The following is a 24,667-nucleotide window of genomic DNA, read 5'->3' on the forward strand; positions in this document are numbered from 1 at the left end:
GCTACTCCCCGTCCACCCCGAGCCGGTCGCGGCGCGCCTGCGACCAGTCGCTCTCCCACAGCGGCTGCAGCATGTGCCAGTCGGCGGGCGCACTCGCGATGCCTTCGGCGAATGCGTCGGCCAGGGCCTGGGTGGCGGCGGCCACGCCACCGGAGGTGTCGATGACGGTGCCGCAGCGGATCAGGGACGTGTCGGCGTCCGGGTAGCTGTGGTGCACGGCGAGAAGGGTCGCGCCGGTCTCGATGGCGAGTTTCGCCGGCCCCGCGGGCATCCGCGTCCGCTCCCCGAAGAGTTCGACGGGCACCCCGCTGTGCGACAGGTCGCGGTCGCTCATCAGGCAGACGATGCCGCCCGCACGCAGCCGATCGGCGAGGAGCCGGAAGGGCGGCTGCTCGCCGCCGGTGAGCGGGAAGACCTCGAAGCCGAGCGACTCCCGGTAGGCGACGAACTGGTCGAACAGCGACTCCGGCTTGAGCCGTTCGGCGACGGTGGCGAACTGTCCGTAGTGCGCGACCAGCCACACCCCGCAGATGTCCCAGTTGCCCGAGTGCGGCAGCGCCATCACCACGCCCTTGCCGGACGTGCAGACCTCGTCGACCACGCGGCGGTCGTGGTCGGACATCCGCACACTGGCCACGATGTCGGCGGGATCGGTGGTCGGCAGGCGGAAGGCCTCTCGCCAGTACCGCGCATACGAGCGCATCGCCTGTTCGACGAGTGCGTCGGGCACCTGCTCCGGCGTCGTGCCGACCACCCGCGCGAGATTCTTGCGCAACTGCTCCGGCCCCCCGCCGCGCCGGCCGGCGACGGTCCCGACGGCGTCGAAGACACTGCGGGCCACGGACTCCGGCGCCCAGCGGACGGCCGCCCACCCGGCGCGATAACCGAAGTCGGAAGCGTACTCGGCGAGCTTGTCGAGCACGATCACGCCTCCCCGTCGCCGGTGCGGCCGGACTCGTCCGGGCCGTCATCCGTGCCGGCCTCGTCCGGAACGGCGATGGGGATCAGATCGCGGGCGCCCGGCGAGCAGTAGATGGACCACATCCGCTGACCCACGGTGATCACCGACAGCACCGCGAGCGCCCACATCGCGACGTGGATCGCCCACCACCAGTGCAGGCCGGGGAAATCGGTGAAGCCGGCGCCGACCAGGACGATGATGAGCCGGTCGGGCCGCTCGATGAGGCCGCCGTCGCCGTACAGCCCGGCGGCCTCGGCACGCGCCTTGGCGTAGGAGATGACCTGCGAGGTCACCAGGCAGATCAGCGTCGCGATCAACAGCGGACGGTGCGGCGCGGTGAAGGCCGCCCACCAGGCGAGCGCTCCGAATATCGCACCGTCGGCGATCCGGTCGCAGGTGGCGTCGAGCACCGAGCCGAATCTGGTGCCTCCGCCGCGGGCGCGGGCCATCGCGCCGTCGAGCATGTCGAACATCACGAAAGCCCACGTGACGAGGGCGCCCGCGAAGAGGTAACCCTGCGAGAAGAGGGCGATCGAGGCCCCGACCGTGATGACGGTGCCGACGAGAGTCATCGCGTCCGGGGTCAGCCCGGTGCGGATGAGCGCACGGCCGATCGGCAAGGTGACCTTGGAGACCGAGGCCCGTCCGAGGATGCTGAGCATTTCCGTCCTTAAGAAAGTTCGTTCCACGCCTGTGCCAGCAGCGCGCGCGTCTGCTGGAGGAGTTGCGGAAGCACCTTCGTGTCCCCCACGACGGTGATGAAGTTCGAGTCGCCCGTCCATCGCGGGACGACGTGCTGGTGCAGGTGTTCCGACAGCGAGCCGCCGGCCGGCGCCCCCAGGTTGAGTCCGACGTTGAACGCATCCGGATTCGAGACGGACTTGATGACTCGGATCAGCCGCTGCGTGAACGCCATCAACTCGAGGCTCTCCTCGGGAGTGAGATCCTCGAGGTCGGCCACCTGACGGTACGGGACCACCATGGCGTGGCCGGGGTTGTACGGGTACAGGTTCAGCACCACGTACACCGACTCCCCGCGCGCGACGATCAGCCCGTCCTCGTCCGACATCCGCGGGATGTCGAGGAACGGGTGCCCGGTGAGTTCACCGCCGTCGACCGCCCGCCTGGGCGCGGCCGCGGTGATGTAGCTCATGCGGTGCGGCGTCCACAACCGCTGCAGGTGATCCGGATCGGTCATCGCCGCTGCTCCCTCATCGACGCTTGCGTGCGGCATCGAGGAAGTCCTGCATGGTGGCGGCGGTCGGCGAATCGTTGCGGCGCGACTCCTCCCACTCGTCGATCGCCACGATCGCGTCGTCGACGGGCACCCCGTTGAGCTGGGTTCCGTCGCGGAACCGGAAGCTCACGGCGTTCGCCTCCACGTCCCGCTCGCCGGCGAGCAGCATGAACGGCACCTTGGCGGTGGTGTGGTTGCGGATCTTCTTCTGCATCCGGTCGTCGGAGAAGTCCACCTCGGCGCGCACCCGTCGGCCCTTGAGGCGCCGGACGACGCCCTGCAGGTGGTCGGCGAAGGCGTCGGCGACCGGGATGCCGACCACCTGCACCGGCGACAGCCACACCGGGAACGCGCCCGCGTAGTGCTCGGTGAGGACGCCGAAGAACCGCTCGATGGAGCCGAACAGCGCGCGGTGGATCATCACCGGTCGCTTCTTGGTGCCGTCGGAGGCGGTGTACTCGAGTTCGAAGAGCTCGGGCTCGAAGAAGTCGAGCTGCAGGGTGGACATCTGCCATGTGCGGCCCAGCGCGTCCTTGACCTGCACGGAGATCTTGGGCCCGTAGAACGCGGCGCCGCCCGGATCGGGAACCAGCTCCAGACCGGAGGCCTCGCCGACCTGACGCAGCGTCTGTGTCGCCTCGTCCCAGACCTCGTCCGATCCGACGTACTTCTCCGGATCCTTGGTGGAGAGCTCCAGGTAGAAGTCGTCGAGACCGTAGTCCTTGAGCAGTTGCAGCACGAAGTTCAGCGTGGTGGTCAGCTCCTCGACCACCTGCTCCTGCGTGCAGTAGATGTGCGCGTCGTCCTGCGTGAAGCCGCGGGCCCGGGTGAGGCCGTGCACCACGCCGGACTTCTCGTACCGGTACACCGAACCGAACTCGAACAGCCGCAGCGGGAGTTCACGGTACGACCGCCCGCGCGACCGGTAGATCAGGTTGTGCATCGGGCAGTTCATCGGCTTGACGTAATAGTCCTGGCCGGGCTTGCGGACGGTGCCGTCGTCGTTGTACTCGGCGTCGAGGTGCATCGGCGGGAACATGCCGTCGGCGTACCAGTCGAGGTGCTTCGACACCTCGAACAGATGTCCCTTGGTCAGATGCGGCGTGTTGACGAACTCGTAGTCGGCGGCAGCGTGCTGCTCGCGCGAGTAGTCCTCCATCTCCTTGCGGATGATGCCGCCCTTGGGGTGGAAGACGGGCAGACCCGAACCGAGTTCGTCGGGGAAGCTGAACAGGTCCAGTTCGGCGCCGAGCCGGCGATGGTCGCGCTTCTCGGCCTCGGCGAGACGGTCCAGGTAGGCGTCCATCGCCTCGGGGGACTCCCAGGCGGTGCCGTACACGCGCTGGAGGTCGGCGAGCGACTGATCGCCGCGCCAGTAGGCGGCCGAGCTGCGCGTCAGCTTGAAGGCGGCGATGTACTTGGTGGTCGGCACGTGCGGGCCGCGGCACAGGTCGCCCCAGATCTTCTCCCCGGTCCGCGGATTGAGGTTGTCGTAGGCGGTGAGCTCGCCGCCGCCGACCTCCATCACCTCGGCGTCGTCGGCCGCGCCCTTGTCGTCGATCAGTTCGAGCTTGAACGGCTCGTCCGCGAGCTCGGCCCGTGCCTGCTCCTTCGACTCGTAGACGCGGCGGGAGAACCGCTGACCGGACTTGATGATCTTCTTCATCTGCTTCTCGAGAGCCTTGAGGTCCTCGGGGGTGAAGGGATCGTCCACCTGGAAGTCGTAGTAGAAGCCGTCGGTGATCGGCGGGCCGATGCCCAGATGCGCCTTCGGGTTCAGCTCCTGGACGGCCTGCGCCAGCACGTGCGCGCAGGAGTGGCGGATCACCGCGCGTCCGTCCTCCGAGTCCGCGGTGACCGGCTCGACCAGCGTGTCGGTCTCCGGCGCCCACGACAGGTCGCGCAGCGTGCCGTCGGCCTCGCGGACGACGACCACCGCCTGCGGTCCCTTGTTGGGCAGTTCGACACCGTCGGGCAGATCCGCGTCCCGCATGGCGGCGCCGGCGGTAGTGCCCGCCGGAACCCGGACGGTCTCGGGCAGGCGGGCTCTTTCGGCAGCGACGTTGTCGGGCACGGTCGTGATTCCTCTATTCGGTGTCGAGAGGGGCGGCTGCCGCATGTCGGTCACGGACACGCGGCACGGTCGCGTTGAATCGTATCGCGCGCATCCCGTCGCACATCCACAGAGTGACCGCGATCGTGATCAGGAGCAACAGGACATACGCCCCGCTGCCCGCCAAACGGAACGGCAGTTCCCACGCCGGGCCGATCGGGGCCCGGAGGAACCGGAACACACCGAACGAGAGTTTGATGTCCTCGTGCCCGTGGGGGCCGACGACGGTGACCCGATGCCACCAGGTGAACGTCAGCGCCACCACCGTGGCCGGTGCCAGCCACCACAGCCACGTGACCGGGCGGCGCCGGTCGGCCGCGTCGAAGCAGTGCACCACCGCCACCATCAGCAAGGGCACCACCCACACCCAGTGATGTCCCCAGGAGAAGGGCGAGACCGCGCACGAGGTCATGCCGGTGATGCTCAACGCGAGCAGTTCCTGGCCGGCGCGGTGGGCCGCGTACGCCGCCCACAGACCGAGCAGTCCGACGACCACACCCACCGGAATCCACAGCCAGCTCGGCGTGTGCCCGAGTCCCATCGGCACCAGTCGGGCGAAGAAGCCGTTGAGCGACTGATTGGCCGGGTGGTCCATCGGCCCGATCCGCCCGGTCTGCGAGAGGCTGTCGGTCCAGAACCCCCACGCCTCCGAACCGAGGATCGCCAGACCGATGGCGATGGTGACGCCGAAGGTGACGACCGCCGTCACCGCGGCGCGCCATTGCCTGGTGATCAGCAGGTACGCGGTGAAGAAGATCGGGGTCAGTTTGATACCGGCGGCGAGCCCGACGCCGATTCCGCGCATCCGCTCGCTTCGCCGCACCTGATCCGCGATCACGATCAGCGCCAGCACCAGGTTGATCTGACCGTTCCAGAACGTGGTGTGGACCGGTTCGAGACCGATCACCGACACCGCGAACAGAACGACGAAGGCGACGAATCGCCCGTCGATCCGGAACCGCAGCGAACGCAGCGAGACCGCGACCAGACCCAGCAGGCACACGACGTTGCCGACATTCCACAGGAACTGGGCGGAGTGCTCGGGGATCCAGGCCAGCGGCACCAGGATGATCGCGGCGAACGGGGTGTAGGTGAATTGCCACACCTTGTACACGGGGAGGTCGTAGAGCGGGCGTCCGTCCCACACCGCCGCGGCCCCTCCGCGGTAGACGCGCGTGTCGATGCCCATGTTGAAGAGTCCGAACACCGGGTGGTCGAACGGCGCCACCCAGATGTTCCAGGCGATGATCAACGCCGCACCGACAGCGGCCAGTGCCACCATCGACCATGTCACCGGACGTGTATCCGCCCCGCTGATTTTCACTCGGCGATAATACGTCCGGTCCGTCCGCCGGGGCGGTACGGCGCACAGGGGTGTCGGACCAGGGTTCTTTGTCGAGTTCGACCCGTCCGCCCCCTCCGCCCGGCGACGCTGGCCATACTGGCATCCGGTGCCGGCGTCCGGCACGCATGAGACACGAGCACGCGCCCGCACGGGGCCGTCGCTCGGGAAGGGAGCCGTTCCAGGTGAGTGGAGCACACGCGGCCCGGCCGGGCGCCGATCTCGTCCGGCTCGCCGCATCGTCGATGCGCAACCGCCGCGCGATCGTCGCCGGAGTGATCCTCGCCCAGATCCTGGCGATGGCCGCGAGCCTGGCCCAGCCCACCTTCAACGCGCTCATCATCGACAACGGAGTGGTGGCGGGCGACGTTCCGTACATCGAACGGATGGGCGCGATCATGCTGGCGGTCGCGATCGGCGGACTGGTCGCCTCGCTCGCCGCCATCGCGCTCGGCGCGGCGCTCTCGGCGGGCACGTCAGCCGACCTGCGTCGATCGGTGTACCGGCACGTCGCCGACTTCTCCACAGCCACCTATCACGAACTCGGAACGCCCACGCTCCTGACTCGGACCTCCCTCGACACCTCGGTGGTCGGACAGGCGGTGTTCCTGACCACCAGCGTCGCGGTGGCGGCACCGCTGGTGACCGTGGGTGCGATCGCCATGTCGCTGCGGGAGTCGGTGCGCCTGGCACCCGTCATCGTCGTCACCGCCATCGTGCTGAGCATCGGCATCGGGATCTTCGTCGTCTATGTGACGCCCCTGGCCACGCGCGTCCAGGGTGCGGTCGACCGCGTCAACCGGGTGCTGCGCGAACAACTCGGCGGCACCCGGATCATCCGCGCGTTCCGCCGCGAGCGGGCCGCCAGCACCCGGTTCTCCGAGGTCAATCGCGATCTGACGGCTCTGGTCCGCAGGGTCGCGGCACTGCAGTTGATGCTGCTGCCCGGGGTCCTGTTGATCGCGAATCTGGCGAGCGTCGCCACCAGCCTGTTCGGCGCCCGTCTGATCGAGGACTCGCATCTGACGATCGGTGGCCTCACGGCGTTCACCGGGTACCTGATGCAGATCGTCGCGGGTATCACGGTGTTCATCGCACTGGCCGGAATGCTCCCCCGCGCCCGCGCCAGCGCCACCCGCCTGGCGGCCGTGATCAACCGTCCCGCGGGCCTGGACGACGACGGGACCGCCGTCGTCGACGGTCCGTTGCCGCTGACCTTCCGGTCGGCGACCGTGCGGTATGAAGGTGCAGATCACCCGGCCGTCGACGCGGTCTCGCTGACGTGCCTGCCGGGGACGGTGACCGCCGTGATCGGCGGCACCTCCAGCGGCAAGTCGTCGCTGCTCGCGCTGGTGCCGAGACTGCTCGACCCCGCATCCGGGACCGTGGAGGCCGGCGGCGTCCGACTCGGGGCGTGGCACCTGCCCGACCTGCGCGCGGCCGTCGCCCACGTGGGCCAGGGTCAGTCACTGGTGGCGGGCACGGTCGAATCGAATCTCCGCCTCGGCGACGCCGAGGCCGACGACGACCGTCTCTGGCGCGCCCTCGAGGCGGCTCAGATGGCGACGACCGTCGTCGACCGCGGCGGACTCTCCACCGAGGTGGCGCAGGGCGGATCCAACTTCTCCGGCGGACAGCGGCAGCGGCTCGCGGTGGCGCGCGCGCTGGTGAGGCGACCGCGGATCCTGTGCCTGGACTCGGCGTTCTCGGCGATGGACCGCAGTACCGCCGAATCGGTGCTCTCGGGAATCCGGGCCACGCTGCCCGAGGCGACGATTCTGCTGGCCGACCAGCAGGTGGGCAACGTCCGCTCCGCAGACCTGATCGCCGTGCTCGACGCCGGCCGGATCGTCGCGACTGGACGCCACGAGGACCTGCTCACCCGATGCGCCGTGTACCGCGAGTTCGCCCAGGCACAGGCCGCTCCTGCTCCTGCTCCTGCTCCTGCTCCTGCTCCTGAGGGGCCGACTGTGGCGACGGGGGTCTCACGATGAGGATCGTCCGCGCGCTGCGCGAGTTCCGGCGTTTCCTCGGCTCCGACCGCAGGCTGAGCTTCGCGCTGGTCCTGTCGGTGGTCGCCGCCCTGTCGACGGTCACCGTGCCGGTGCTCCTGGCCCGCCTCACCAACATCATCTTCTCCGGCGCCGTGAGCACCAGGCTGCCCGCGGGCGACACTCGGGAGCAGGCCGTCGAGCAACTCCGCAGAAGCGGGCAGGGCGATCTCGCCAACGTGGTCGAGACCACCGGCGCGGTACCGGGCGCCGGGATCGACTGGGACCGGCTGTGGGCCGCCGCCGCAGTCGCGTTGATCGCCATCGCCCTGGTCACGATCACCCGCATCGGCAGCGGCCTGCTCGTGAACAGCGCGGTTCAGGACGCGATCCGCACCATCCGCGAACGGGTGGAGCGCAAGATCCACCGTCTGCCGGTCTCCCGACTCGAGGGCGGTCGGCGCGGCGAGGTGCTCAACGCGATGACCGTCGACGTCGACAACATGTCGACGGTGATCGGCCCGCTCTTCGTCCAACTGCCGGTGCTGGTGCTCACCGTGGTGGCGGTGGCGGTCGCGCTGATCCTGCTCTCCCCCTTCTTCGCCCTCATCGCCTTCGCCACGATCCCGGTCACCGCGGCCCTGGCGTTCACGGTGGTCCGGTTCGCCCGCCCGCACATGCAGGCGCAGTGGCGGACCACCTCGTCGATCAGCGCACACATCGAAGACGTCTACGGTGCACACGACATGATCGCCGCGTACGACGGACATCCGCAGACTTCGCGGGAGTTCGACGAGCTCAACCGCCGGCTGGAACGCGCGGCTCGCAGCGGGCAGGCGTGGAGCGGTTCCATCACCCCGGTCCTCACCTTCTGCAACGCCCTGGTGTTCGTGATCATCGCGGTCCTCGGTGCGCTCAAGATGCTCGACGGCGCCGTCACGCTCGGGACCCTGCAGGCCGTCGTGATGTACACCCAGCAGCTCTCGGCCCCGATGACGGAGTTGTCGAGCACGCTGCCGACCCTGCAGTCGGGCTTCATCTCATTCGGTCGCGTCCGCACGTTCCTGGGCGCCGACGAGGAGTCCGAGCCCGCGGTCGACGATAAGCCGGTCGCCGCTCACGGACGGCACACGCTTCCGCCGACGGTCACCTTCGAGCGCGTGCACTACTCCTATGCCGACGGCAGCCCCGTACTGCGCGGAATCGACCTGACGCTGCCCGCCGGACGCACCACCGCGCTGGTCGGCGCCACCGGGTCGGGCAAGACCACACTCACCGGGCTGCTGCAGCGGTTCGCCGACCCGACCGCCGGACGGATCCTGATCGACGGCGAGGACATCGCGGGGATGTCGCGCTCGAAGGTGCGGTCGATGATGGCGGTGGTGACGCAGGATCCGTGGTTGTTCAGCGGGACGGCGGGCGAGAACGTCGACTACGGACGCCCCACCGATGGCCGCGCGGTCGACGAAGCGATGGTCGACTCGCTGCTGGCAGGGCTGCCGAGTGGACCCGAGACGCCGGTCTCCGGCGACAGCACCCTGCTCAGCGCGGGCGAGAAACAGCTCATCACGGTCGCGCGCGCGCTCGCCGCCGACCCCGACATCCTCATCCTCGACGAGGCCACCAGCGCCGCGGACCCGCGCACCGAACTCATCATCGGCCGTGGTCTGGAAGCACTGCGGAACCGCACCACCACGCTCATCGTCACCCACCGGTACTCCACGCTCGCGACCGCCGACACGATCGCAGTGCTCGCCGACGGCAGGATCATCGAGCACGGTTCGGCCTCGGAGCTGCTGGCTGCGGGCGGTGAGTTCGCCCGAATCTACGGGCGCGGCCCGACCTGATGTCCGACAAGGGCCGATAGCGGACACGGAATGTGCAAGTATGTGACCAGCCTCATTGCCTGATTGGGCTCCGCTCGCCTGACAGGGCTCCGCGAAAGGCTCCGCTCCCCCGCCCCGACGACAGGAACTCCGAACCGTGATCCGCAGACCCTCCCGAATCGCCCTCGCCGCCACGGCGGCCGCCCTCATCGTCGGAGGCGCGAGTCTGCCGGCCGCGCCCGTCTCGGCCGCGCCGGCCTCCGCGCTGGTGTCGTCCAGCGCCACCGGTCCCACCAGCACCGACATCGTGGTGCACTCGGCGGCGATGAACCGCGACATACCGCTGACCGTCCTTCTGCCGAAGGACCGGTCTCGGCCCGCCGGCGTGCTCTATCTCCTCAACGGGGCCGGTGGCGGCGAGGACTCCGCGACCTGGCAGGGCAAGACCGACGTCGTGAACTTCTTCGCACAGAAGAACGCCTACGTGGTGATTCCGATGAAGGGCGCGTTCAGCTACTACACGGACTGGCTCAAGCCCGACGAGAAGCTCGGCGTCAACAAGTGGTCGACCTTCCTCGGCGAGGAACTGCCCGCAGTCATCGACAGCACCTACTCCACCAACGGCCGGAACGCCATCGCCGGCATCTCCTCGTCGGCCACCTCGGTGCTGAACCTGGCGATCGCCCACAAGGGTCTGTATCGCACCGTCGCCGCCTACAGCGGCTGCGCGGCCACCTCCACCCAGCCCGGCCAGACGTATGTGCGGCTGGTGGTCGAGACCCGCGGCGGCGGCGACGCCCGGAACATGTGGGGGCCGTACAACGGTCCCCTGTGGCGTCAGAACGATCCGGTCGTGAACGCTGCCGGGCTGCGCGGCGTCTCGCTGTACCTGAGCGCCGCGACCGGTCTGCCCGGCAAGTACGACACCCCGCAGTACGTCCCGGACTCGGCGACGCTCACCGACCAGATCGTCGTCGGCGGCGCGATCGAGGCGGCGACGCGTCAGTGCACCGAGGACCTGGCCGCGAAACTGGGCCGTCTCCGCATTCCTGCGACGGTCGACCGTGTTCCGGCCGGTTCGCACTCCTGGAAGTACTGGCAGGACCAGCTGCACAAGTCCTGGCCGCAGATCGCCCGCGGTATCGGCGCCTGACGCCGGGCACGGCTCAGATCTCCGGCCAGTGGTGTTCCAGGCCGGCGAGGATGAAGTCGATCTTGGTGTCGACCGCCCCGCGGTCGATCCACGAGTCGTCCGGACGCAGAGCGGTGTCGCCCGCACCGAGCGCCCGGCGGATCCGGTCCAGTCCGGAGTCGCCGCGCTCGTCTACCGCGCGCATCGACTCCACCGACAGGTGCGAGGCGAATACCGAGTCGCCCAGGAAGTCCAGGGCGAACATCGCCTGGCCGCGGGTCTTCCCCTCCGCCGCCAGAGCCGCGACGTAGGCGGCGAAGACGTGCTCGATCCGTGACGGCGCCGGTGCGAAAGCGTATACGAGCAACGCGAGTCCGGGGAAGTCGTCGCAGACTCGCCAGCACTCGTCGGCCCACAACCGCAGTACGTCGCGCCATCGGCTGCCCGGCTCCGGCAGCGCGATGGTCGCCCCTGCCGCGTCGAGGCAGGCGATCACCAAGTCGTCGCGCGAGGGGAACAGCCGATAGATGGCAGCCGTCACGACGCCGAGCCGTTCGGCGACCGCCGAGAGCGTGAACCGGTCGATGCCCTCGGCGATCGCCGCGGCGACCACGTCGTCGGCGGTGAAGGCGGGCTTGCGCCCCACCTTCCGTCCGCCGCGGACGGGCCGGTTGTCCGGTGAGCTTGAACCCTGCACCGGTCCAGATTAGTCGGCGACGATCCGCCACCCCTGCGCACTGTGCAGCCGGTTCCAGAAGTGCGAGTACGTGCCGTCCTGGGCCAGGAGTTGCTCGTGCGTGCCTTGCGCCTCCACTCGCCCGTCGTCGGTGAGCGCCACGATCTGGTCGGCCGCGGCGATCGTCTCCAGACGATGCGCGATGATCAGCACGGTGGCCTGCGTGCGCAATCGTTCGACGGCAGCGACGATGTTCGCCTCGTTCTCCACATCGAGCGCCGAGGTGGCCTCGTCGAGCAGCACGATCGGTGACCGTTTCAGCAATGCCCGTGCGATGGCGACTCGTTGCCGTTCGCCTCCGGAGAGTGCTCGCCCACCTTCCCCCACCCGCGAATCCCAGCCGTCCGGGAGCCGCTCGACGATCTCGGTGACGCCGGCCAGGTCCGCCGCCGCGCGGATCTCATCCCGCGACGCGCCGCTCCGGCCGACTGCGACATTGGCCTCAAGGGTGTCGTCGAACAGATAGACGTCCTGGAATACCAGCGACAACTGCCCCATCAGTTGCTGGGTGGTCTGCTCGGTCACCGGCACGCCGCCGACCTTCACCGTGCCGGCGTCGACGTCATGGAAGCGGCTCACCAGTCTGATCAGCGTGGTCTTGCCGCTGCCGGAGGGACCGACCAGGGCCACCATCGCACCGGCGGGCACCCGGAGCGAGACGTCGCGCAGGACCGGATCCTGGTCGGAGTGGTAGGCGAAACTCACCCGGTCGAGTTCGATCGAGCCGGGAGCGGTCAACTCGGCCGGAGACGGCGGCTCAGGCAGCGGTTCGGCGGTGAGCACCTCGTCGATGGCGTCGAGCAGCGGCCGCCGAGATTCAAGGCTCATCGCGCTCTCGGTGATGGTGGAGAGGGTGGAAGTGAAGCGCAGTGCGAAACCGACGAACGCCAGCGCCGGAATCGGTTCGAGCGCCCCCGAGACGGCCAGCGCTCCGGTGATGGAGATCAGCGCGACGATCACTCCCTGGGTCGCCATGCCGGAGAGCAACAGACCGGCGGTCTCGATCCACTGTGCTCTTCTTCGGGCGCGGAGGGTGTCACCGAACGCGGCGTCCAATGGTGCGAACGAGCGGCCTCGACCGCACGATCGCAGTGCGCCCTGGCACTGCGCGTACTCGACGATGCGGTTCGCCAGATTCACCTCTTCCGGCTCGTGAATCCGCTCGCCACTGCGCATCAACGCAGTCGACGCCAGGGTGATGATCACGAACACCGGTGCGGCGATCGTCAGAATCAGACCGAGCCACGGATTCCAGAACCACGACGCCACCACGATCACGATCGCCGCAGTCATCCGCGAGACCAGCGGGCCGATCATGTGGGCGAAGATCTCGCCCGCCATCATCAACTCCGACGAGACCATCCGCGACAATCGGCCGGACAGCGGGCGTGCGAACCAGCCCAGCGGCTGTCTCGACACCTGGTCGCCCACCAGCCGGTGAATGCTGTGGAGGAAGTCCAGAGCGACCGCGTACGTGCGCCGCTCCTGAATGTAGATGAGCGCGAAGGCCGCCGCCGCGAGCACTGCGAAGACGATCAGCCATCCCGTGGTTCCCGATCCCCACACCCGTTCGCCGGATGCGAGCGTGCTGATGGCTGGGAGCAACGCGACCAGGGCCAGACCTTCGACCAGACCGGCCAGCACTGCGGCCAGCAACGCCGGGGCCAGCGCCTCGGGCGCGGAGACCATCCGCTTCATCCGCGGGATGATGTCGATCAGTGGCAGGTTCATCATTTCTCGCCTTCCTCGACCGACTCCCACAGGCGGGCGTAGCCGGGCTCGCCGAGGAGGTCGTCGTGCGTGCCGGTTGCGAGCACGCGCCCTCTGTCCACGAGCACGATCTGATCGACGCCCTCGACCACCTCGGGTCGGTGCGCCACCAGAAGCACTGTCTTGTCGCGGGCCAGATCACTGAGCGCCTGCTGGATCTGGTGCGTGGACTCCGGATCGGTGAGCGCGGTGGCCTCGTCCAGGATGAGGACGGGGGCGTCGACCAGTACGGCACGCGCGATGGCGATGCGCTGCGCCTGACCGCCGGAGAGCCCGCTCGCCGAGCCGTAGACGGTGTCGAAGCCGTCCGGGAGACTTTCGATGTCGTCGAGGATCCGGGCGGCACGGGCGGCTGCGCGGATCTGCTCGTCGGTCGCGTCCGGCCGGCCGAGGGCGATATTGTCGCGGAGCGAGATCGACGGCAGTTGCGGTTCCTGCAACACGAAGCTCACGTGCCGGTAGAGGTGATCGATCTCGGCGATCGGTACGCCGCCGAGGCGGATCTGCCCCGCGCAGGGATCGTCGAAGCGCGCCAGCAGAGTCGCGATGGTCGACTTGCCCGAGCCCGAAGGGCCGATCAGCGCGGTGATCGTGCCCTCGCGGAGGGTGAACGAGACGTCGTCGAGTGCCAGGTCCGCTCCCGGCCCGCCGTACGAGTAGCTGAAGTGGTCGAATTCCACGTCGTGTCCTTCGGGCTGGGCGCGAACACCGTCGTCGTCGAGGGTCGGGGTTTCGAGCAGGTCGGTGAGCCGCCGCGCGGACGCGCCCGCCATCTGCGATGACCACATGGAGTTCATCAGCACCTCGATGCCGTACGGGACCAACAATGCGATGAGCGAGGTGGCGAGCACGTCGGCCGTGGTGACCTCGCCGCGGTGCACCAGCCAGGCGCCGCCGCCGATGTTGATCAGCAGTACCAATGGGACCGCGAGCAGGGAGGTACCCAGCGAACTGACTCGAAGAAGGGGCTTCACCCAGGCGTAGTAGAAGGCCTGGAAATCGCCGGCGGCCTCCTGATAGGCGCTGTGCGCGCGGCCCACCCGTCCGAATGCCTTCACCACCGTGATACCCGTGACGAACTCGACCATCCGTGCCGAGACCACGCTGAGCTTGGCGTCCATCTCAACGGTCTTCTCCGCCATGCCGCGCATTCCCAACGCCATCGCGGCGGCGTACAGGGGAACCGTCGCTATGGCCAGCAGACCCAGCCGCCAATCGATGACGAACGCGTAGGCCATCAACGCCAGGGGCATCACCACGGCCTGGGTGCCGTCGACTGGCTGGTGGGCGATGAGGTGGTGGATGGTTCCGATATCGTCTTGCAGCGATTTCCGCACGCGGCCGGAGTTCGTCGACGTGAACCATGTGAGCGGCACACGCGAGAACCGTTCCACCATCCGCAGGCGGATCGTATGCCCCAGTCGGATGTCCGCGAAGTGGGTGACGCCCAGCGCCACGAAATAGACGGCGAGCCGCAGGGTGAAGGTGACGATCAGGATCTCGATCCAATGGTTCACCTCATCGCCGTCGACGGGTGCCTCCGCACGGGCCGCATCGAGCAGGACCTCGCCGATGTGCACCAGCGCGACGTACGGGACCACTGCGAGCACACCCGAGATCACCGCGAGTCCACGACCGAGGGCCAGTTGCGGGGCCACCGGGCGCATCAGTTCGCGGAGCGCGCGGGAGTCCTCGCGCTGCTGAACCTTCGGATCGGTCGGCGGGTCGTCTGCGGTCTGCACCGGTGGCGCTTCCAGCGTCGTCATATCGCTCCTCACGCATGCGTCTTAGGTTTGCCATACCTATTACTGAAGTCCGTTCAGAATAGGGTCGATGCAGGGTCATGACAAGCCCCCGAGCGGGGCGAAAGTAGAGAGAAGGAGGCACTCACTGGACCGAGATCTGCGAAACAGCAGGATGAGAGGCGGAACGTCGTCGAGTCCCGATCGCGCTCGCGCGTCGAGTGGCAAGTCGCGCGTCGAATAGCAAGAAGACCCGCAGTAACCTGCGGGTCTTCTTCTTGTGGTCCCGGCTGGGATCGAACCAGCGACCTCCCCGGTGTGAACGGGACGCTCTTCCACTGAGCCACGGGACCGTATCGAGTTATGAACGACCTGCGCCGGTCGCACGAGAAAACAGATTACACATCGCGGCCGACGGCACCAAATCCCCCGCTCGAAAGCCGGGAACACTCGCGAGGAACGGCCGCGAGCCCGTCTCCGGGGCGCCAAGAACGCTCCCATCTGCGGAATCACATCCATGTAAGTCGCTGACCTCACGATTTGTCTTGACGACATACGTGCCGCTAGTGTTCTTCTCGCTGGTGAGCAACGCCCACAAGGAAGCTCACCGGTATGCGGATGTAGCGCAGCTGGTAGCGCATCACCTTGCCAAGGTGAGGGTCGCGGGTTCGAATCCCGTCATCCGCTCGGAAAGATCACCTGGTGGCGTGGCCGAGTGGTGAGGCAACGGCCTGCAAAGCCGTGCACACGGGTTCGATTCCCGTCGCCACCTCCACCGAACGCCGGTACCGAGTTCGAGTAACGGCACCAACTCAATAAGACCCGCGCGATTAGCTCAGTGGGAGAGCGCTTCCCTGACACGGAAGAGGTCACAAGTTCAATCCTTGTATCGCGCACCAGATCCGACAGCGAGGCCCGGCGACCGCCGGGCCTCGTCTCGTTGTCCGACCCTCATGCTGTGCTGTGTCCATGACACTGATACTCGTCGCCGCCACACTCGTCGTGGTCGCCGTGGCGATCCTTGTCCGGCAGCCCGCGTCCGGCAGTTCCGATTACCGCCCGCGCGATGCCCGACGCTCCGACGGCGACGACCGACGCCCGCTTCGCCGCCCCCGGCCCGCTCAGGACGCACTGGCTCGGCGACTCACGACGCACACCGAGCGTCTCCGCGAGTCGCGCCGAATCCGCAAGCAGCAGTACAACGACGCCGCCCGGGCCGCCGCGGATGCGGGCGGCCCGGACCCGTGCGGCGAGACGGTGTTCGGCGAGACAGCCCGCGACGGAACGGTGTCCGGCCACCTGGCGCTGGCGCTGGACACCTGGAGAGGTCGTGACTTCACCCTGCGCGCCCGAGCGGTCGGCTTGGGTTGGCTCCCTTTCGTCGAACCGCCCGAGCACGTGGAGACCGCTGAGATCGCCGACATGCGACTGCGCCGGCGCTACCGACCGGACTCCGAAGACCAGGCCGCGCTACGGCTGATGCAGGCGGACGAGAACGGCCGGCTGGCGGTGCTCACCGCCGTCGTGGCGGCGCGGCTGCACCAGAACCCGGCATGGCACGACGATCTGCTGGATCGATACCAGGCCCGCATCGACCTCGACGCCGAGGTTCGGACGGTCGCCGAGTCGGCCGCCGCGATTCGCAGGGCGCGCCGAATCCTCGGTTCGCAGCCCCTCGGCCCCCGCGCATCCGATCCGGAGATCGTCAACGCCTACATCGACAAGTCGAGCGGCCTGGACCAGCGCGCCGACGCCCTCACGGATCGAGTCCTGGCGTTCCTGACGTACGCCGAGGGCGTCGACCGCGCCAGAGAACAGCTCGACCGACGTGCCTGGCTCGACGCCACTGCCCCGATCGACGAATTCGAGTCCCGGGTCGACGTCGCATTCGACCGGAGCGTCGCCGACCATCTCCGTCAGCGAGCCGCCGACGTACCGCATTCGCCGCGAGCGACCTCGGAGCGTCCGAGGCGGAGCGGCTGATCTGGCGGAGTCCACGGTCCGACGGGGACCCCGGTTTGCAAATGTCGCCGCCGTACCGCTAGTGTTTGTTCTCGCCGGTGAGCGACAGCGTCCACAAGACGAGTTCACCGGCATGCGGATGTAGCGCAGCTGGTAGCGCATCACCTTGCCAAGGTGAGGGTCGCGGGTTCGAATCCCGTCATCCGCTCGGAAAGATCACCTGGTGGCGTGGCCGAGTGGTGAGGCAACGGCCTGCAAAGCCGTGCACACGGGTTCGATTCCCGTCGCCACCTCCACCGAACACCGGTACCGAGTTCGAGTAACGGCACCAACTCAATAAGACCCGCGCGATTAGCTCAGTGGGAGAGCGCTTCCCTGACACGGAAGAGGTCACAAGTTCAATCCTTGTATCGCGCACCACGCAGACGAAGCCCGCCGGATCCCGGCGGGCTTCGTCGTTCCCGGTTCTGGCAGGATTGACGGCGTTCCGCTTCGGCCGGACCGCCCCTCGAACCCCACTGCAAAGGACCGGACTCCAGTGCCCAGCCTCGCGATGCTGTTCCAGAGCCGACTCGATCCCGCACTCTCCGCCGAGCGCCTCGCCGCACAGATGCTCAGCGACTTCCCGGACCTGGACGCCGATCTGCTGAGCGTCGGCGACGCTGCTGCCGGGTCGGGGGCGGCCGACGACGCCGACTCGCCCCTGTCGTTGTCGTACGGCGACCGGCAGATCTTCCTGATGGGGATCGCCGCACCGGTGGGCGACGACCTCCCCGAGATCGCCCAGTACAGCCGGCTGTGGCCCGATCACACTCCGGCGCCCGCCGCCTACTCGGCGCACACCATCGTCACCGTCGTCCGGCCGGGGCATGAGACGAACCATGTCGAGGCGATCGCCGATGCGGTCCTGCTGTCGAAGGTCATCGCTGCCGCGGTGGCGCTGTCGGAGTCGATCGTCGCCGTGTACTTCGGCAGCGCGAATCACGTGATCCTGCCTCCACTGTTCCGCGACCTGGCCATCGAGACGCTCCCCGATCCGATGCTCCCGGCGTGGGTGGCCCTGAACGTCGCGCCGCGACCCGACGGCATCATGACCGGACATACGCGCGGACTCGACATGCTCGGGCTGCCCGACGTCGAGATCGTGCAGTCGCACGAGTCCGCCGAGGACACCTTCGGCCGCATCGTCAACACCGCGATCTACCTTCTCGAGAACGGCCCGGTGATCGGCGACGGCGACACGCTGGGCGCCACGGAGGCCGCCGAGATCGTCGCGCACCACGCGCCGTCGCAGGTCGACGCGGACAAGACCGTCCTGTCGCTGGAGTTCGTCGGAGAGGACTTCCCGGAACCCGAACTCGCCGACGAGCCGCCGCAGCCGAGGAAGCGGCGCTGGTTCGGACGTAAGTAGCACCGCCGCATGTAACACCACCGCAAGTAGCACCACCGCGACGCGGGAACTGTCCGATGCGCCCACTATGGTGTGCACATGAATCTGCGATCCCTCACCGATCTGCGTCCCGGGCAGCGCTTGTCGGGCCGCTGGCGCGAGCCGGTCCACCTCGTCGCGGTGATCCCGAGCGGAGATTCGGCGGCCACGGTGGTCGTCCGCGACGACCGACTGGGCGTCCGCGAGGAGATGCTGTTCGCCGACGACATCGCTGACATCGTCGTCGAGGACGATTTCGAGCGCTCGTGGACCTTCGACGCCGACCCGCGGACGTTCCGCCTCGCGACGGAGGCGCTGCGCATCGCGATGACCGGCGCCCACGACCCGATGGCGGCGGTCGGAACCAGCGATATCTCTCCCCTGCCGCACCAGATCCGCGCGGTGTACGGGGAACTGCTGCCGCGCACTCCCCTGCGCTTCCTGCTGGCCGACGATCCCGGCGCGGGCAAGACGGTGATGGCGGGGCTGTACGCCAAGGAACTGCTGCTCCGGGGCGATCTCGCGCGGCTGCTGATCGTCGCGCCGGGCGGGCTGGTGGAACAGTGGCAGGACGAACTGTCGGAGAAGTTCGGCCTCACAGCCACACTCCTGACCCGGGATCTGATCAACGCCAGCCCCAACGGCGACCCGTTCCCGGCCCACCCGTTCATGATCGCCCGCATGGATCAGCTCGCCCGCGACCCCGACCTGATCGGTCACCTCGAGGCGAGCGAGTGGGATCTGGTGGTGGTCGACGAGGCGCATCGCATGTCCGCGTCATGGCAGGGCTGGGACGGCGAGGTCCGGGAGACCGAGCGGTTCAAGCTCGGCCGCGTCCTCGGCGGCGTGGCACGCAACCTGCTTCTGATGACGGCGACGCCGCACGCCGGCAACGACGACAACTTCCAACTGTTCCTCTCCCTTCTCGACGAGGACCGATTCGCCGGCCGCCCGCAGTCGGATGCGGTCGCCGACACCTCCGGCCTCATGCGACGGATGGTCAAGGAGGAACTGCTCACCTTCGAGGGCAGGCCGCTGTTCCCCGAACGGATCGCCGAAACCGTTCCCTACGAGCTCTCCGACGGGGAGGCGGAGCTGTACGAGGCCGTCACACAGTACGTGCGCGTGGAGATGAACCGTGCGGAGAGTTCGCCCGACTCCCCCAAACGCCGCACCGTCGGGTTCGCGCTCACCGTCCTCCAGCGCCGGCTCGCGTCGAGCACACACGCGGTGCTGCGAAGTCTGCAGCGTCGCCGCGATCGGCTCGCCTCGCGTCGTGCCGACCTGATCGCCGGCCGGATCCCCGTCGACGATCGGATGCCGCTGCCGCCCGCCGACGCCTTCGACGATCCCGACGAATACAGCGCCGAGGAGTACGAACGCATCGAGGAGGAAGTGGTCGACGCGGCGACCGCCGCACGCACCGTCGCCGAACTCGACACCGAGATCGCGATCCTGGAAGACCTCGTGGCGCTGGCGACCCGTGTGCGCGACCGCGGCATCGACCGGAAGTGGTCGGAGCTGCGTTCACTGCTGACCGATCGAGAACTGTTGCGCGGCAAGGACGGTCGTCCGCGCAAGCTCATCGTGTTCACCGAGCACAAGGACACGCTCGACTACCTCACCGCGCAGATCCGCAATGTGCTCGGTTCCGACGACGCGGTGCTGACGATTCACGGCGGCACGCGGCGCGGCGAGCGCGTCGCGATCCGGGAGCAGTTCACCAACGAGCCGTCGCGGCTGGTGCTGGTGGCCACCGACGCTGCCGGCGAGGGGCTCAATCTGCAGGCCGCGCACCTGATGGTCAACTACGACCTCCCGTGGAATCCGAACCGACTCGAGCAGCGCTTCGGCCGCATTCACCGCATCGGGCAGAAGAACGTGTGCCGCCTGTGGAACATCGTGGCCGCCCAGACTCGCGAAGGTCAGGTCTACACGCGTCTGCTCGAGAAGATGGAGCAGCAGCGTTCGGCCTACGGCGGCAAGCTGTTCGACGTTCTCGGCGACGAAGCGTTCGCCGGCCGGCCGCTGCGCGACCTGCTGTGGGATGCGGTGCTCTACGGCGACGATCCCGCGCGGATCGACGAGATCGAGCGCATTGTCGACGCCGAGGTGGCTTCCGGCTGCGACACGCTCGTCACCGAGCGCGCACTCGCCCGCGAGACGCTCGATCCGCTCGAGATGGCGCGTCTGCGCCGCGAGATGGACGAGGCGACCGCGCGCAGGTTGCAGCCGCACTACATCGCGCAGTTCTTCACCGATGCGTTCACCGCGCTCGGCGGTCGGCTGTCGAAGCGGGAGCGCCACCGGTTCCAGATCTCGAATGTTCCGGCGCCGCTGCGTCATCGAGACATTCGCCGGGAGCACGCGGGGCGGCCGGTGACGAGGGCGTACGAGCGCGTCACGTTCGAGCCGTCGGCGGTGTCGTCGGGCGACGTACGCGCCGACCTCCTGGCACCCGGGCACCCGCTGCTCGACGCCGTGATCGACTCCGTCCTGGACGGGAGTGCCGACGTCCTCGCCGCGGGCGCCACACTGCTCGACCCGACCGATCCCGGCGCCGCCCCGCGCGCGATCTTCGCCCTGACCTCCGAGATCGTCGACGGCTCCGGGACCGTGGTCAGCAAGAGATTCGCGTTCGTCTCGATCGACGCCGACGGGTCCGTCGCCGATGCCGGTCCGGCGCCGCATCTCGACCTGCAGCCGATCCCGGAGGACGCGCCGATCCGCGGGCTCGACTCGTTCGTCGGCCGTGCGCTGACGGACCAGGCGCTGTCGTGGGCCGCGTCCACCGCGGTGCCCCGTCACCTGAGCGAGGTCCGCGACCGCGTTGTCCCCGACGTCGAGCGGACCGAGAGAGCGGTGCGCGCACGGCTGATCGAGCAGATCAACTACCTGGACTCCGAAGTCGCACGCCGACGTGAGGAATCGGCGGCCGGCAAGACCACACGCGGGCGGCGCCTCAGCCCGGAACGGCTCGAGCGGCGGGCGCGGGAGTTGGAGGCCAGGCTCGGGCGCCGCCTGCGCGAGCTCGCCGACGAGCGTGTCCTCACCGCGCGCCCGCCGAGGCTGGAGACCGCGGTTCTCGTGGTCCCCGCCGGGATGCTCGGCAAGTCGGTGGGCCGACACGCCGCCGACACCAAGGCCACCGACCGGCGGGCCGTCGACGCGGTGCTGCGTGCCGAGTGCGCCCTAGGCCGCATGCCCGAGGAGATGCCGCACAACAACCCCGGATACGACGTCCTCTCCGTTCCGGCTCCGGCTGCGGACGGTGGTCGTGCGCCGTCGGTGTACATCGAGGTCAAGGGCCGGGTCGCCGGCGCCGACACCTTCTTCGTCTCCTACAACCAGGTGCTCCAGGGCAAGAACACCGGCGAGAACCACCGGCTCGCGATGGTCTCGGTGAGCCCCGACGGCCCCGATCACGACGAGGTCCGCTACCTCACCGACTACTTCCGCGACGTCGACCTCGCGAACACCGACGTGAGCGGAGTCGAACTCAACTGGCACAAGGCCTGGAAGAAGGCACTCCCGCCGCATTGACGGCTCGCGGTGTCAGAACGGCGGGGCGCCGGCGTCGTGGGCGATGGCTTCGCGAGCCCGGCGGTTCGCCGCTCGCTTCTGCATGCGGTACCGGTGCTTGGCCTGCAACCGTGTCAGCGAGCGTTCGGGTTCGTCACCGGCGTGTCGTGCTTCTCGGCGTGTCGGAGAGCCGTGTCCGCACTGAAGGTGGCCCAGTTCGGGAAGGAGCCACATGTTCAGTGCCTGCTGCCGGACGGTGATCCCCTCCGGTGAGGTGACTTCTGTCCAGACGACGCCGGCGGCGTCCACGATCTGATCGTCGACCCACCCGTTCGCGTGGGTCTTCAACCCATGATGGAATCGGCATTTCGCATTGAGATTGCAGATGCAGGTGACGCCGCCCGCCGATGGATCCGCGTGGTCGTACTCGCATACGTGGTCAAGGTCGCACTTCCACGCGGGCCGGGCGCAACCCGGCCACGAGCAGGTGCCGAACAGCCCGCGGACGGCGGTGTCCAGCGCCGCGGACGGACGGTATCCGCTGTCGGGCCGACTCGCCTGCGCGATGACGTCGTCGAGGTTCAGCTCGCGACGCACAGCGTCGGGCCGTGACGCCATCTCACGAATGTGTGTCGCCGAGATCGGTCCGTGGCCGTCCAGATGCGCCGCAGTCTGCGACGTCCCCTCGAGCACTTCTTTCCGAAGCACCACGTGCAGGACGATCCGGGCGCACCGCGACGCGATGTCGGCCGGCGCGAGTCGAGCAGTGCAGTCCTCTCGACCGCACTCGCATACGAAGTCCGTGCCGTTGATGCGCGCCATGGCCGCATCACTGCGCCGGGCGCCCTTGGTACGTGGGTCGTTGGGGCAGACGCCGGCGATCACCGCATCGAGTACATCCTTGGCGATCGCCACGTCCTCGGCCGACGCGGTGACGATGAGTTCCGAGGCGGTGTCGGTCAGCGGGTTCACCTGCACGCGCTTGGCCGCTCGCACCTCCTCCCTGGTCAAGGTCACCGCGTCGGGATCGTGCTCGGCGACGATCGCCCCGAGAATCGTCTCCACACGCGCCGCCGAGAGACCGCCCACTTCGCGCAGTCTCGCGGCCGCTTCCGCGTCGATGAAGGCCAGGATGTCCGCATCGTCGACGAGGGCCGTCTGCTCCACCGCGCGCCGGAAACTCGCCGAGTTGATCAGTCCGTCGCGCAACATCCGTCCGAGGGCCGGGATCCGCTCCATGCAGGCCACGGCGGATTCGACGAACCGCTCTGCCGTGTAGTGCTGCACACCCGCGGCGACCGCATACGACGCCGCGACTTGGCACAGTGGGTCGTAGAGCCGGGTGTAGGCGTCCGCCGACGGATCGGACTCCAACTCGGATTGCTTCGCCATGAGCAGCGAGTACAGCGCCTCGTACCGATGCCACAGCACCAGCCCCTGGTAGCAGTCCGCTCGCGCCGCGAACCCGAGCAGTGCCGCTCGATCGCTTCGTGACCCAGACACCTCGGATGCAACGGTGGGCGAGTTCTCGACGTCCGGACGTTCGATCCGGATGACGATCGCGTCGTCGGCCACCGTCACAGACGAAGCCCTACGCTCTCTCACCTGCACTTTCATCTCCAACCCCCTGATCGTCGAACTTACGTTCGATGATACTCGAGAGGTCCGACATTCTCAGGCGAGTCACACCGATTGCGATACACACTGCCGTGTGCGCTATGTTGAAACGTTCTCGTCCGCCATGCGCTTCACCAAGGGGTACACGTGTCCAGCGATGCACACAGTAATGTTCAGCGACGCAAGTTGATCGAGGTCAGCATCCCGCTGCAGAAGGTCAACGAGGAGTCCGCTCGCGAGAAGTCGATCCGCCACGGACATCCGTCGACACTGCATCTGTGGTGGGCGCGCCGGCCACTGGCCGCGGCACGCGCTGTGCTGTTCTCTCAACTGGTGGACGACCCCGCGTCGCGCCCAGACCTGTACCCCACCGAGGCGGAGCAGATCGCGGAGCGAAAGCGACTCTTCGAGTTGATCGAGCGACTCGTGGTGTGGGAGAACTCGAACGACGAGCAACTGCTCGCCGAAGCTCATCGCAAGATCATGGAGTCGACCGACGGCAATCCCCCACCGATCCTCGACCCGTTCGCCGGCGGCGGAACCATTCCCCTTGAAGCGCAACGACTCGGACTCGAAGCTCACGCGTCAGACCTGAACCCCGTCGCCGTGCTCATCAACAAGGCGCTGATCGAGATTCCGCCGAAGTTCGCCGGACAGCCGCCCGTGTGGCCCGGAGCCGCCGACGAGACCATCCAGGACTGGCCCCGCGCCACAGGTCTCGCCGAAGACGTCCGCCGCTACGGACAGTGGATGCGCGACGAAGCCCAGAAGCGCATCGGCCATCTGTATCCGAAGGCACCCCTGCCCGACGGTACCGAGGCAACCGTGATCGCGTGGATCTGGGCGCGGACCGTGACGTGCCCGAATCCCGAGTGCCGGATAGCGATGCCCCTCGTCAGGTCGTGGTGGCTCGGCAAGAAGAAGGGCAAGGAGGCGTACGTGGTCCCCGTGATCGAAGGCAAGACCGTGCGGTACGAGATCGGTCACGATCCGACGAAGGAGACGGACGGGACCGTCGGCAGGACCGGCGCGACCTGCATTCGGTGTGGGACCGCGGTCGAACTCAAGTACATCCGCTCGGAGGGTCGCGCGGGGCGGATGGGTGAACAGTTGATGGCGACGGTCGCGGAGGGTGACCGGCGACGGGTGTATCTCGCGCCAGCCTCGGGCTTTCATCGCTGAATTCGCCTGACCTGCCGTTTTCATGAAGAAAGGTGCTCTGAGCTGCAATAATTGTTGTTGCGAAACGACAATCACAAGCAGGGCAAGGAGCACCTTTCTGGTGAA

The 24,667-nt window shown here is 68.1% G+C and carries 15 protein-coding genes, 7 tRNA genes and 1 pseudogene; 13 read left to right on the forward strand and 10 right to left on the reverse strand.

The genetic code is table 11. The features are described from left to right. Position 1 precedes the first annotated feature (1 nt). From ABFX36_RS11060 to ABFX36_RS11080, 5 genes are all read right to left on the reverse strand, one after another. Complete coding sequence (locus tag ABFX36_RS11060; protein WP_006896381.1) at positions 2-928, reverse strand: phosphatidylinositol mannoside acyltransferase; 927 nt, start codon at positions 926-928, stop codon at positions 2-4. Continuing rightward, a complete protein-coding gene (pgsA, locus tag ABFX36_RS11065; RefSeq protein ID WP_006896380.1) occupies positions 925-1,623 on the reverse strand; it encodes a phosphatidylinositol phosphate synthase in 699 nt (232 codons plus the stop codon). Before pgsA ends, ABFX36_RS11060 begins: the two co-directional genes overlap by 4 nt. 8 nt (positions 1,624-1,631) lie before the next feature. Beyond that, a complete protein-coding gene (locus ABFX36_RS11070) occupies positions 1,632-2,159 on the reverse strand; it encodes an ATP adenylyltransferase (RefSeq protein WP_006896379.1) in 528 nt (175 codons plus the stop codon). A 13-nt stretch (positions 2,160-2,172) separates the two neighbouring features. Continuing rightward, on the reverse strand, positions 2,173-4,191 hold the full coding sequence (thrS, locus tag ABFX36_RS11075; RefSeq protein WP_428832054.1) for a threonine--tRNA ligase: 2,019 nt from the start codon (positions 4,189-4,191) through the stop codon (positions 2,173-2,175). A 94-nt stretch (positions 4,192-4,285) separates the two neighbouring features. Beyond that, positions 4,286-5,635 carry a glycosyltransferase 87 family protein gene (locus ABFX36_RS11080; protein WP_231650087.1) on the reverse strand — a complete coding sequence of 450 codons (1,350 nt, stop codon included), beginning with the start codon at positions 5,633-5,635 and terminating at the stop codon, positions 4,286-4,288. A 203-nt stretch (positions 5,636-5,838) separates the two neighbouring features. On the opposite strand from ABFX36_RS11080, the gene ABFX36_RS11085 reads away from it, so the two are divergent. The 3 genes from ABFX36_RS11085 to ABFX36_RS11095 all read left to right on the forward strand — a co-directional run bounded on the left by ABFX36_RS11085 (position 5,839) and on the right by ABFX36_RS11095 (position 10,623). After that, positions 5,839-7,647 carry an ABC transporter ATP-binding protein gene (locus tag ABFX36_RS11085; RefSeq protein WP_346076317.1) on the forward strand — a complete coding sequence of 603 codons (1,809 nt, stop codon included), beginning with the start codon at positions 5,839-5,841 and terminating at the stop codon, positions 7,645-7,647. After that, entirely contained in the window at positions 7,644-9,491 is a 1,848-nt protein-coding gene (locus ABFX36_RS11090; RefSeq protein ID WP_346076319.1) for an ABC transporter ATP-binding protein, read from the forward strand. The genes ABFX36_RS11085 and ABFX36_RS11090 overlap by 4 nt, the downstream gene beginning before the upstream one ends. A gap of 136 nt (positions 9,492-9,627) precedes the next feature. After that, positions 9,628-10,623: an alpha/beta hydrolase gene (locus ABFX36_RS11095; protein ID WP_006896374.1), complete on the forward strand. Its 996-nt coding sequence runs from the start codon at positions 9,628-9,630 to the stop codon at positions 10,621-10,623. 13 nt (positions 10,624-10,636) lie between these two features. Here ABFX36_RS11095 and ABFX36_RS11100 read toward each other — a convergent pair whose 3' ends face one another. From ABFX36_RS11100 to ABFX36_RS11115, 4 genes are all read right to left on the reverse strand, one after another. Then, positions 10,637-11,299 carry a TetR/AcrR family transcriptional regulator gene (locus ABFX36_RS11100; protein WP_006896373.1) on the reverse strand — a complete coding sequence of 221 codons (663 nt, stop codon included), beginning with the start codon at positions 11,297-11,299 and terminating at the stop codon, positions 10,637-10,639. A gap of 9 nt (positions 11,300-11,308) precedes the next feature. Then, on the reverse strand, positions 11,309-13,069 hold the full coding sequence (locus tag ABFX36_RS11105; RefSeq protein WP_346076336.1) for an ABC transporter ATP-binding protein: 1,761 nt from the start codon (positions 13,067-13,069) through the stop codon (positions 11,309-11,311). Then, on the reverse strand, positions 13,069-14,874 hold the full coding sequence (locus tag ABFX36_RS11110) for an ABC transporter ATP-binding protein (protein WP_346076321.1): 1,806 nt from the start codon (positions 14,872-14,874) through the stop codon (positions 13,069-13,071). Before ABFX36_RS11110 ends, ABFX36_RS11105 begins: the two co-directional genes overlap by 1 nt. Positions 14,875-15,131: 257 nt before the next feature. Further along, positions 15,132-15,203: transfer RNA gene (locus ABFX36_RS11115), tRNA-Val, on the reverse strand. A gap of 261 nt (positions 15,204-15,464) precedes the next feature. Between ABFX36_RS11115 and ABFX36_RS11120 the strand changes: the two genes are divergently transcribed. From ABFX36_RS11120 to ABFX36_RS11160, 9 genes are all read left to right on the forward strand, one after another. Further along, positions 15,465-15,537 (forward strand) — tRNA-Gly (locus tag ABFX36_RS11120). 14 nt (positions 15,538-15,551) lie between these two features. Next, positions 15,552-15,625 (forward strand) — tRNA-Cys (locus tag ABFX36_RS11125). 49 nt (positions 15,626-15,674) lie between these two features. Further along, positions 15,675-15,749, forward strand: a tRNA-Val gene (locus ABFX36_RS11130). A gap of 70 nt (positions 15,750-15,819) precedes the next feature. Beyond that, on the forward strand, positions 15,820-16,833 hold the full coding sequence (locus ABFX36_RS11135) for a hypothetical protein (RefSeq protein ID WP_346076323.1): 1,014 nt from the start codon (positions 15,820-15,822) through the stop codon (positions 16,831-16,833). Positions 16,834-16,947: 114 nt separating this feature from the next. Continuing rightward, a tRNA-Gly gene (locus ABFX36_RS11140) sits at positions 16,948-17,020 on the forward strand. A gap of 14 nt (positions 17,021-17,034) precedes the next feature. Then, positions 17,035-17,108, forward strand: a tRNA-Cys gene (locus tag ABFX36_RS11145). Positions 17,109-17,157: 49 nt separating this feature from the next. Continuing rightward, positions 17,158-17,232, forward strand: a tRNA-Val gene (locus ABFX36_RS11150). Positions 17,233-17,350: 118 nt separating this feature from the next. Then, a complete protein-coding gene (locus ABFX36_RS11155; protein ID WP_346076325.1) occupies positions 17,351-18,223 on the forward strand; it encodes a DUF4261 domain-containing protein in 873 nt (290 codons plus the stop codon). A 78-nt stretch (positions 18,224-18,301) separates the two neighbouring features. Further along, the gene (locus ABFX36_RS11160; RefSeq protein ID WP_346076327.1) at positions 18,302-21,784 is read left to right on the forward strand and encodes a helicase-related protein; all 3,483 of its coding nucleotides are present in this window, start codon (positions 18,302-18,304) and stop codon (positions 21,782-21,784) included. A 12-nt stretch (positions 21,785-21,796) separates the two neighbouring features. Here ABFX36_RS11160 and ABFX36_RS11165 read toward each other — a convergent pair whose 3' ends face one another. After that, positions 21,797-23,380 carry an HNH endonuclease signature motif containing protein gene (locus ABFX36_RS11165; protein WP_346076329.1) on the reverse strand — a complete coding sequence of 528 codons (1,584 nt, stop codon included), beginning with the start codon at positions 23,378-23,380 and terminating at the stop codon, positions 21,797-21,799. 147 nt (positions 23,381-23,527) lie between these two features. Here ABFX36_RS11165 and ABFX36_RS11170 point away from each other — a divergent pair. After that, positions 23,528-24,544 (forward strand): annotated as a pseudogene (locus ABFX36_RS11170) (DUF1156 domain-containing protein); the annotation flags it as partial. Positions 24,545-24,667 lie beyond the last annotated feature (123 nt).

This window comes from Gordonia cholesterolivorans (assembly GCF_039531975.1).
GTDB classification, from domain to species: Bacteria; Actinomycetota; Actinomycetes; order Mycobacteriales; family Mycobacteriaceae; genus Gordonia; species Gordonia sihwensis.

Bases quoted from the DNA above. Each gene is read 5' to 3' on its own strand.
- pgsA (WP_006896380.1), bottom strand. From the start codon at position 1,623: ATGCTCAGCATCCTCGGACGGGCCTCGGTCTCCAAGGTCACCTTGCCG.
- ABFX36_RS11070 (WP_006896379.1), bottom strand. From the start codon at position 2,159: ATGACCGATCCGGATCACCTGCAGCGGTTGTGGACGCCGCACCGCATG.
- thrS (WP_428832054.1), bottom strand. From the start codon at position 4,191: ATGCGGGACGCGGATCTGCCCGACGGTGTCGAACTGCCCAACAAGGGA.
- ABFX36_RS11090 (WP_346076319.1), top strand. From the start codon at position 7,644: ATGAGGATCGTCCGCGCGCTGCGCGAGTTCCGGCGTTTCCTCGGCTCC.
- ABFX36_RS11105 (WP_346076336.1), bottom strand. From the start codon at position 13,069: ATGAACCTGCCACTGATCGACATCATCCCGCGGATGAAGCGGATGGTC.
- ABFX36_RS11110 (WP_346076321.1), bottom strand. From the start codon at position 14,874: ATGACGACGCTGGAAGCGCCACCGGTGCAGACCGCAGACGACCCGCCG.
- ABFX36_RS11135 (WP_346076323.1), top strand. From the start codon at position 15,820: ATGACACTGATACTCGTCGCCGCCACACTCGTCGTGGTCGCCGTGGCG.
- ABFX36_RS11160 (WP_346076327.1), top strand. From the start codon at position 18,302: ATGAATCTGCGATCCCTCACCGATCTGCGTCCCGGGCAGCGCTTGTCG.
- ABFX36_RS11165 (WP_346076329.1), bottom strand. From the start codon at position 23,380: ATGAAAGTGCAGGTGAGAGAGCGTAGGGCTTCGTCTGTGACGGTGGCC.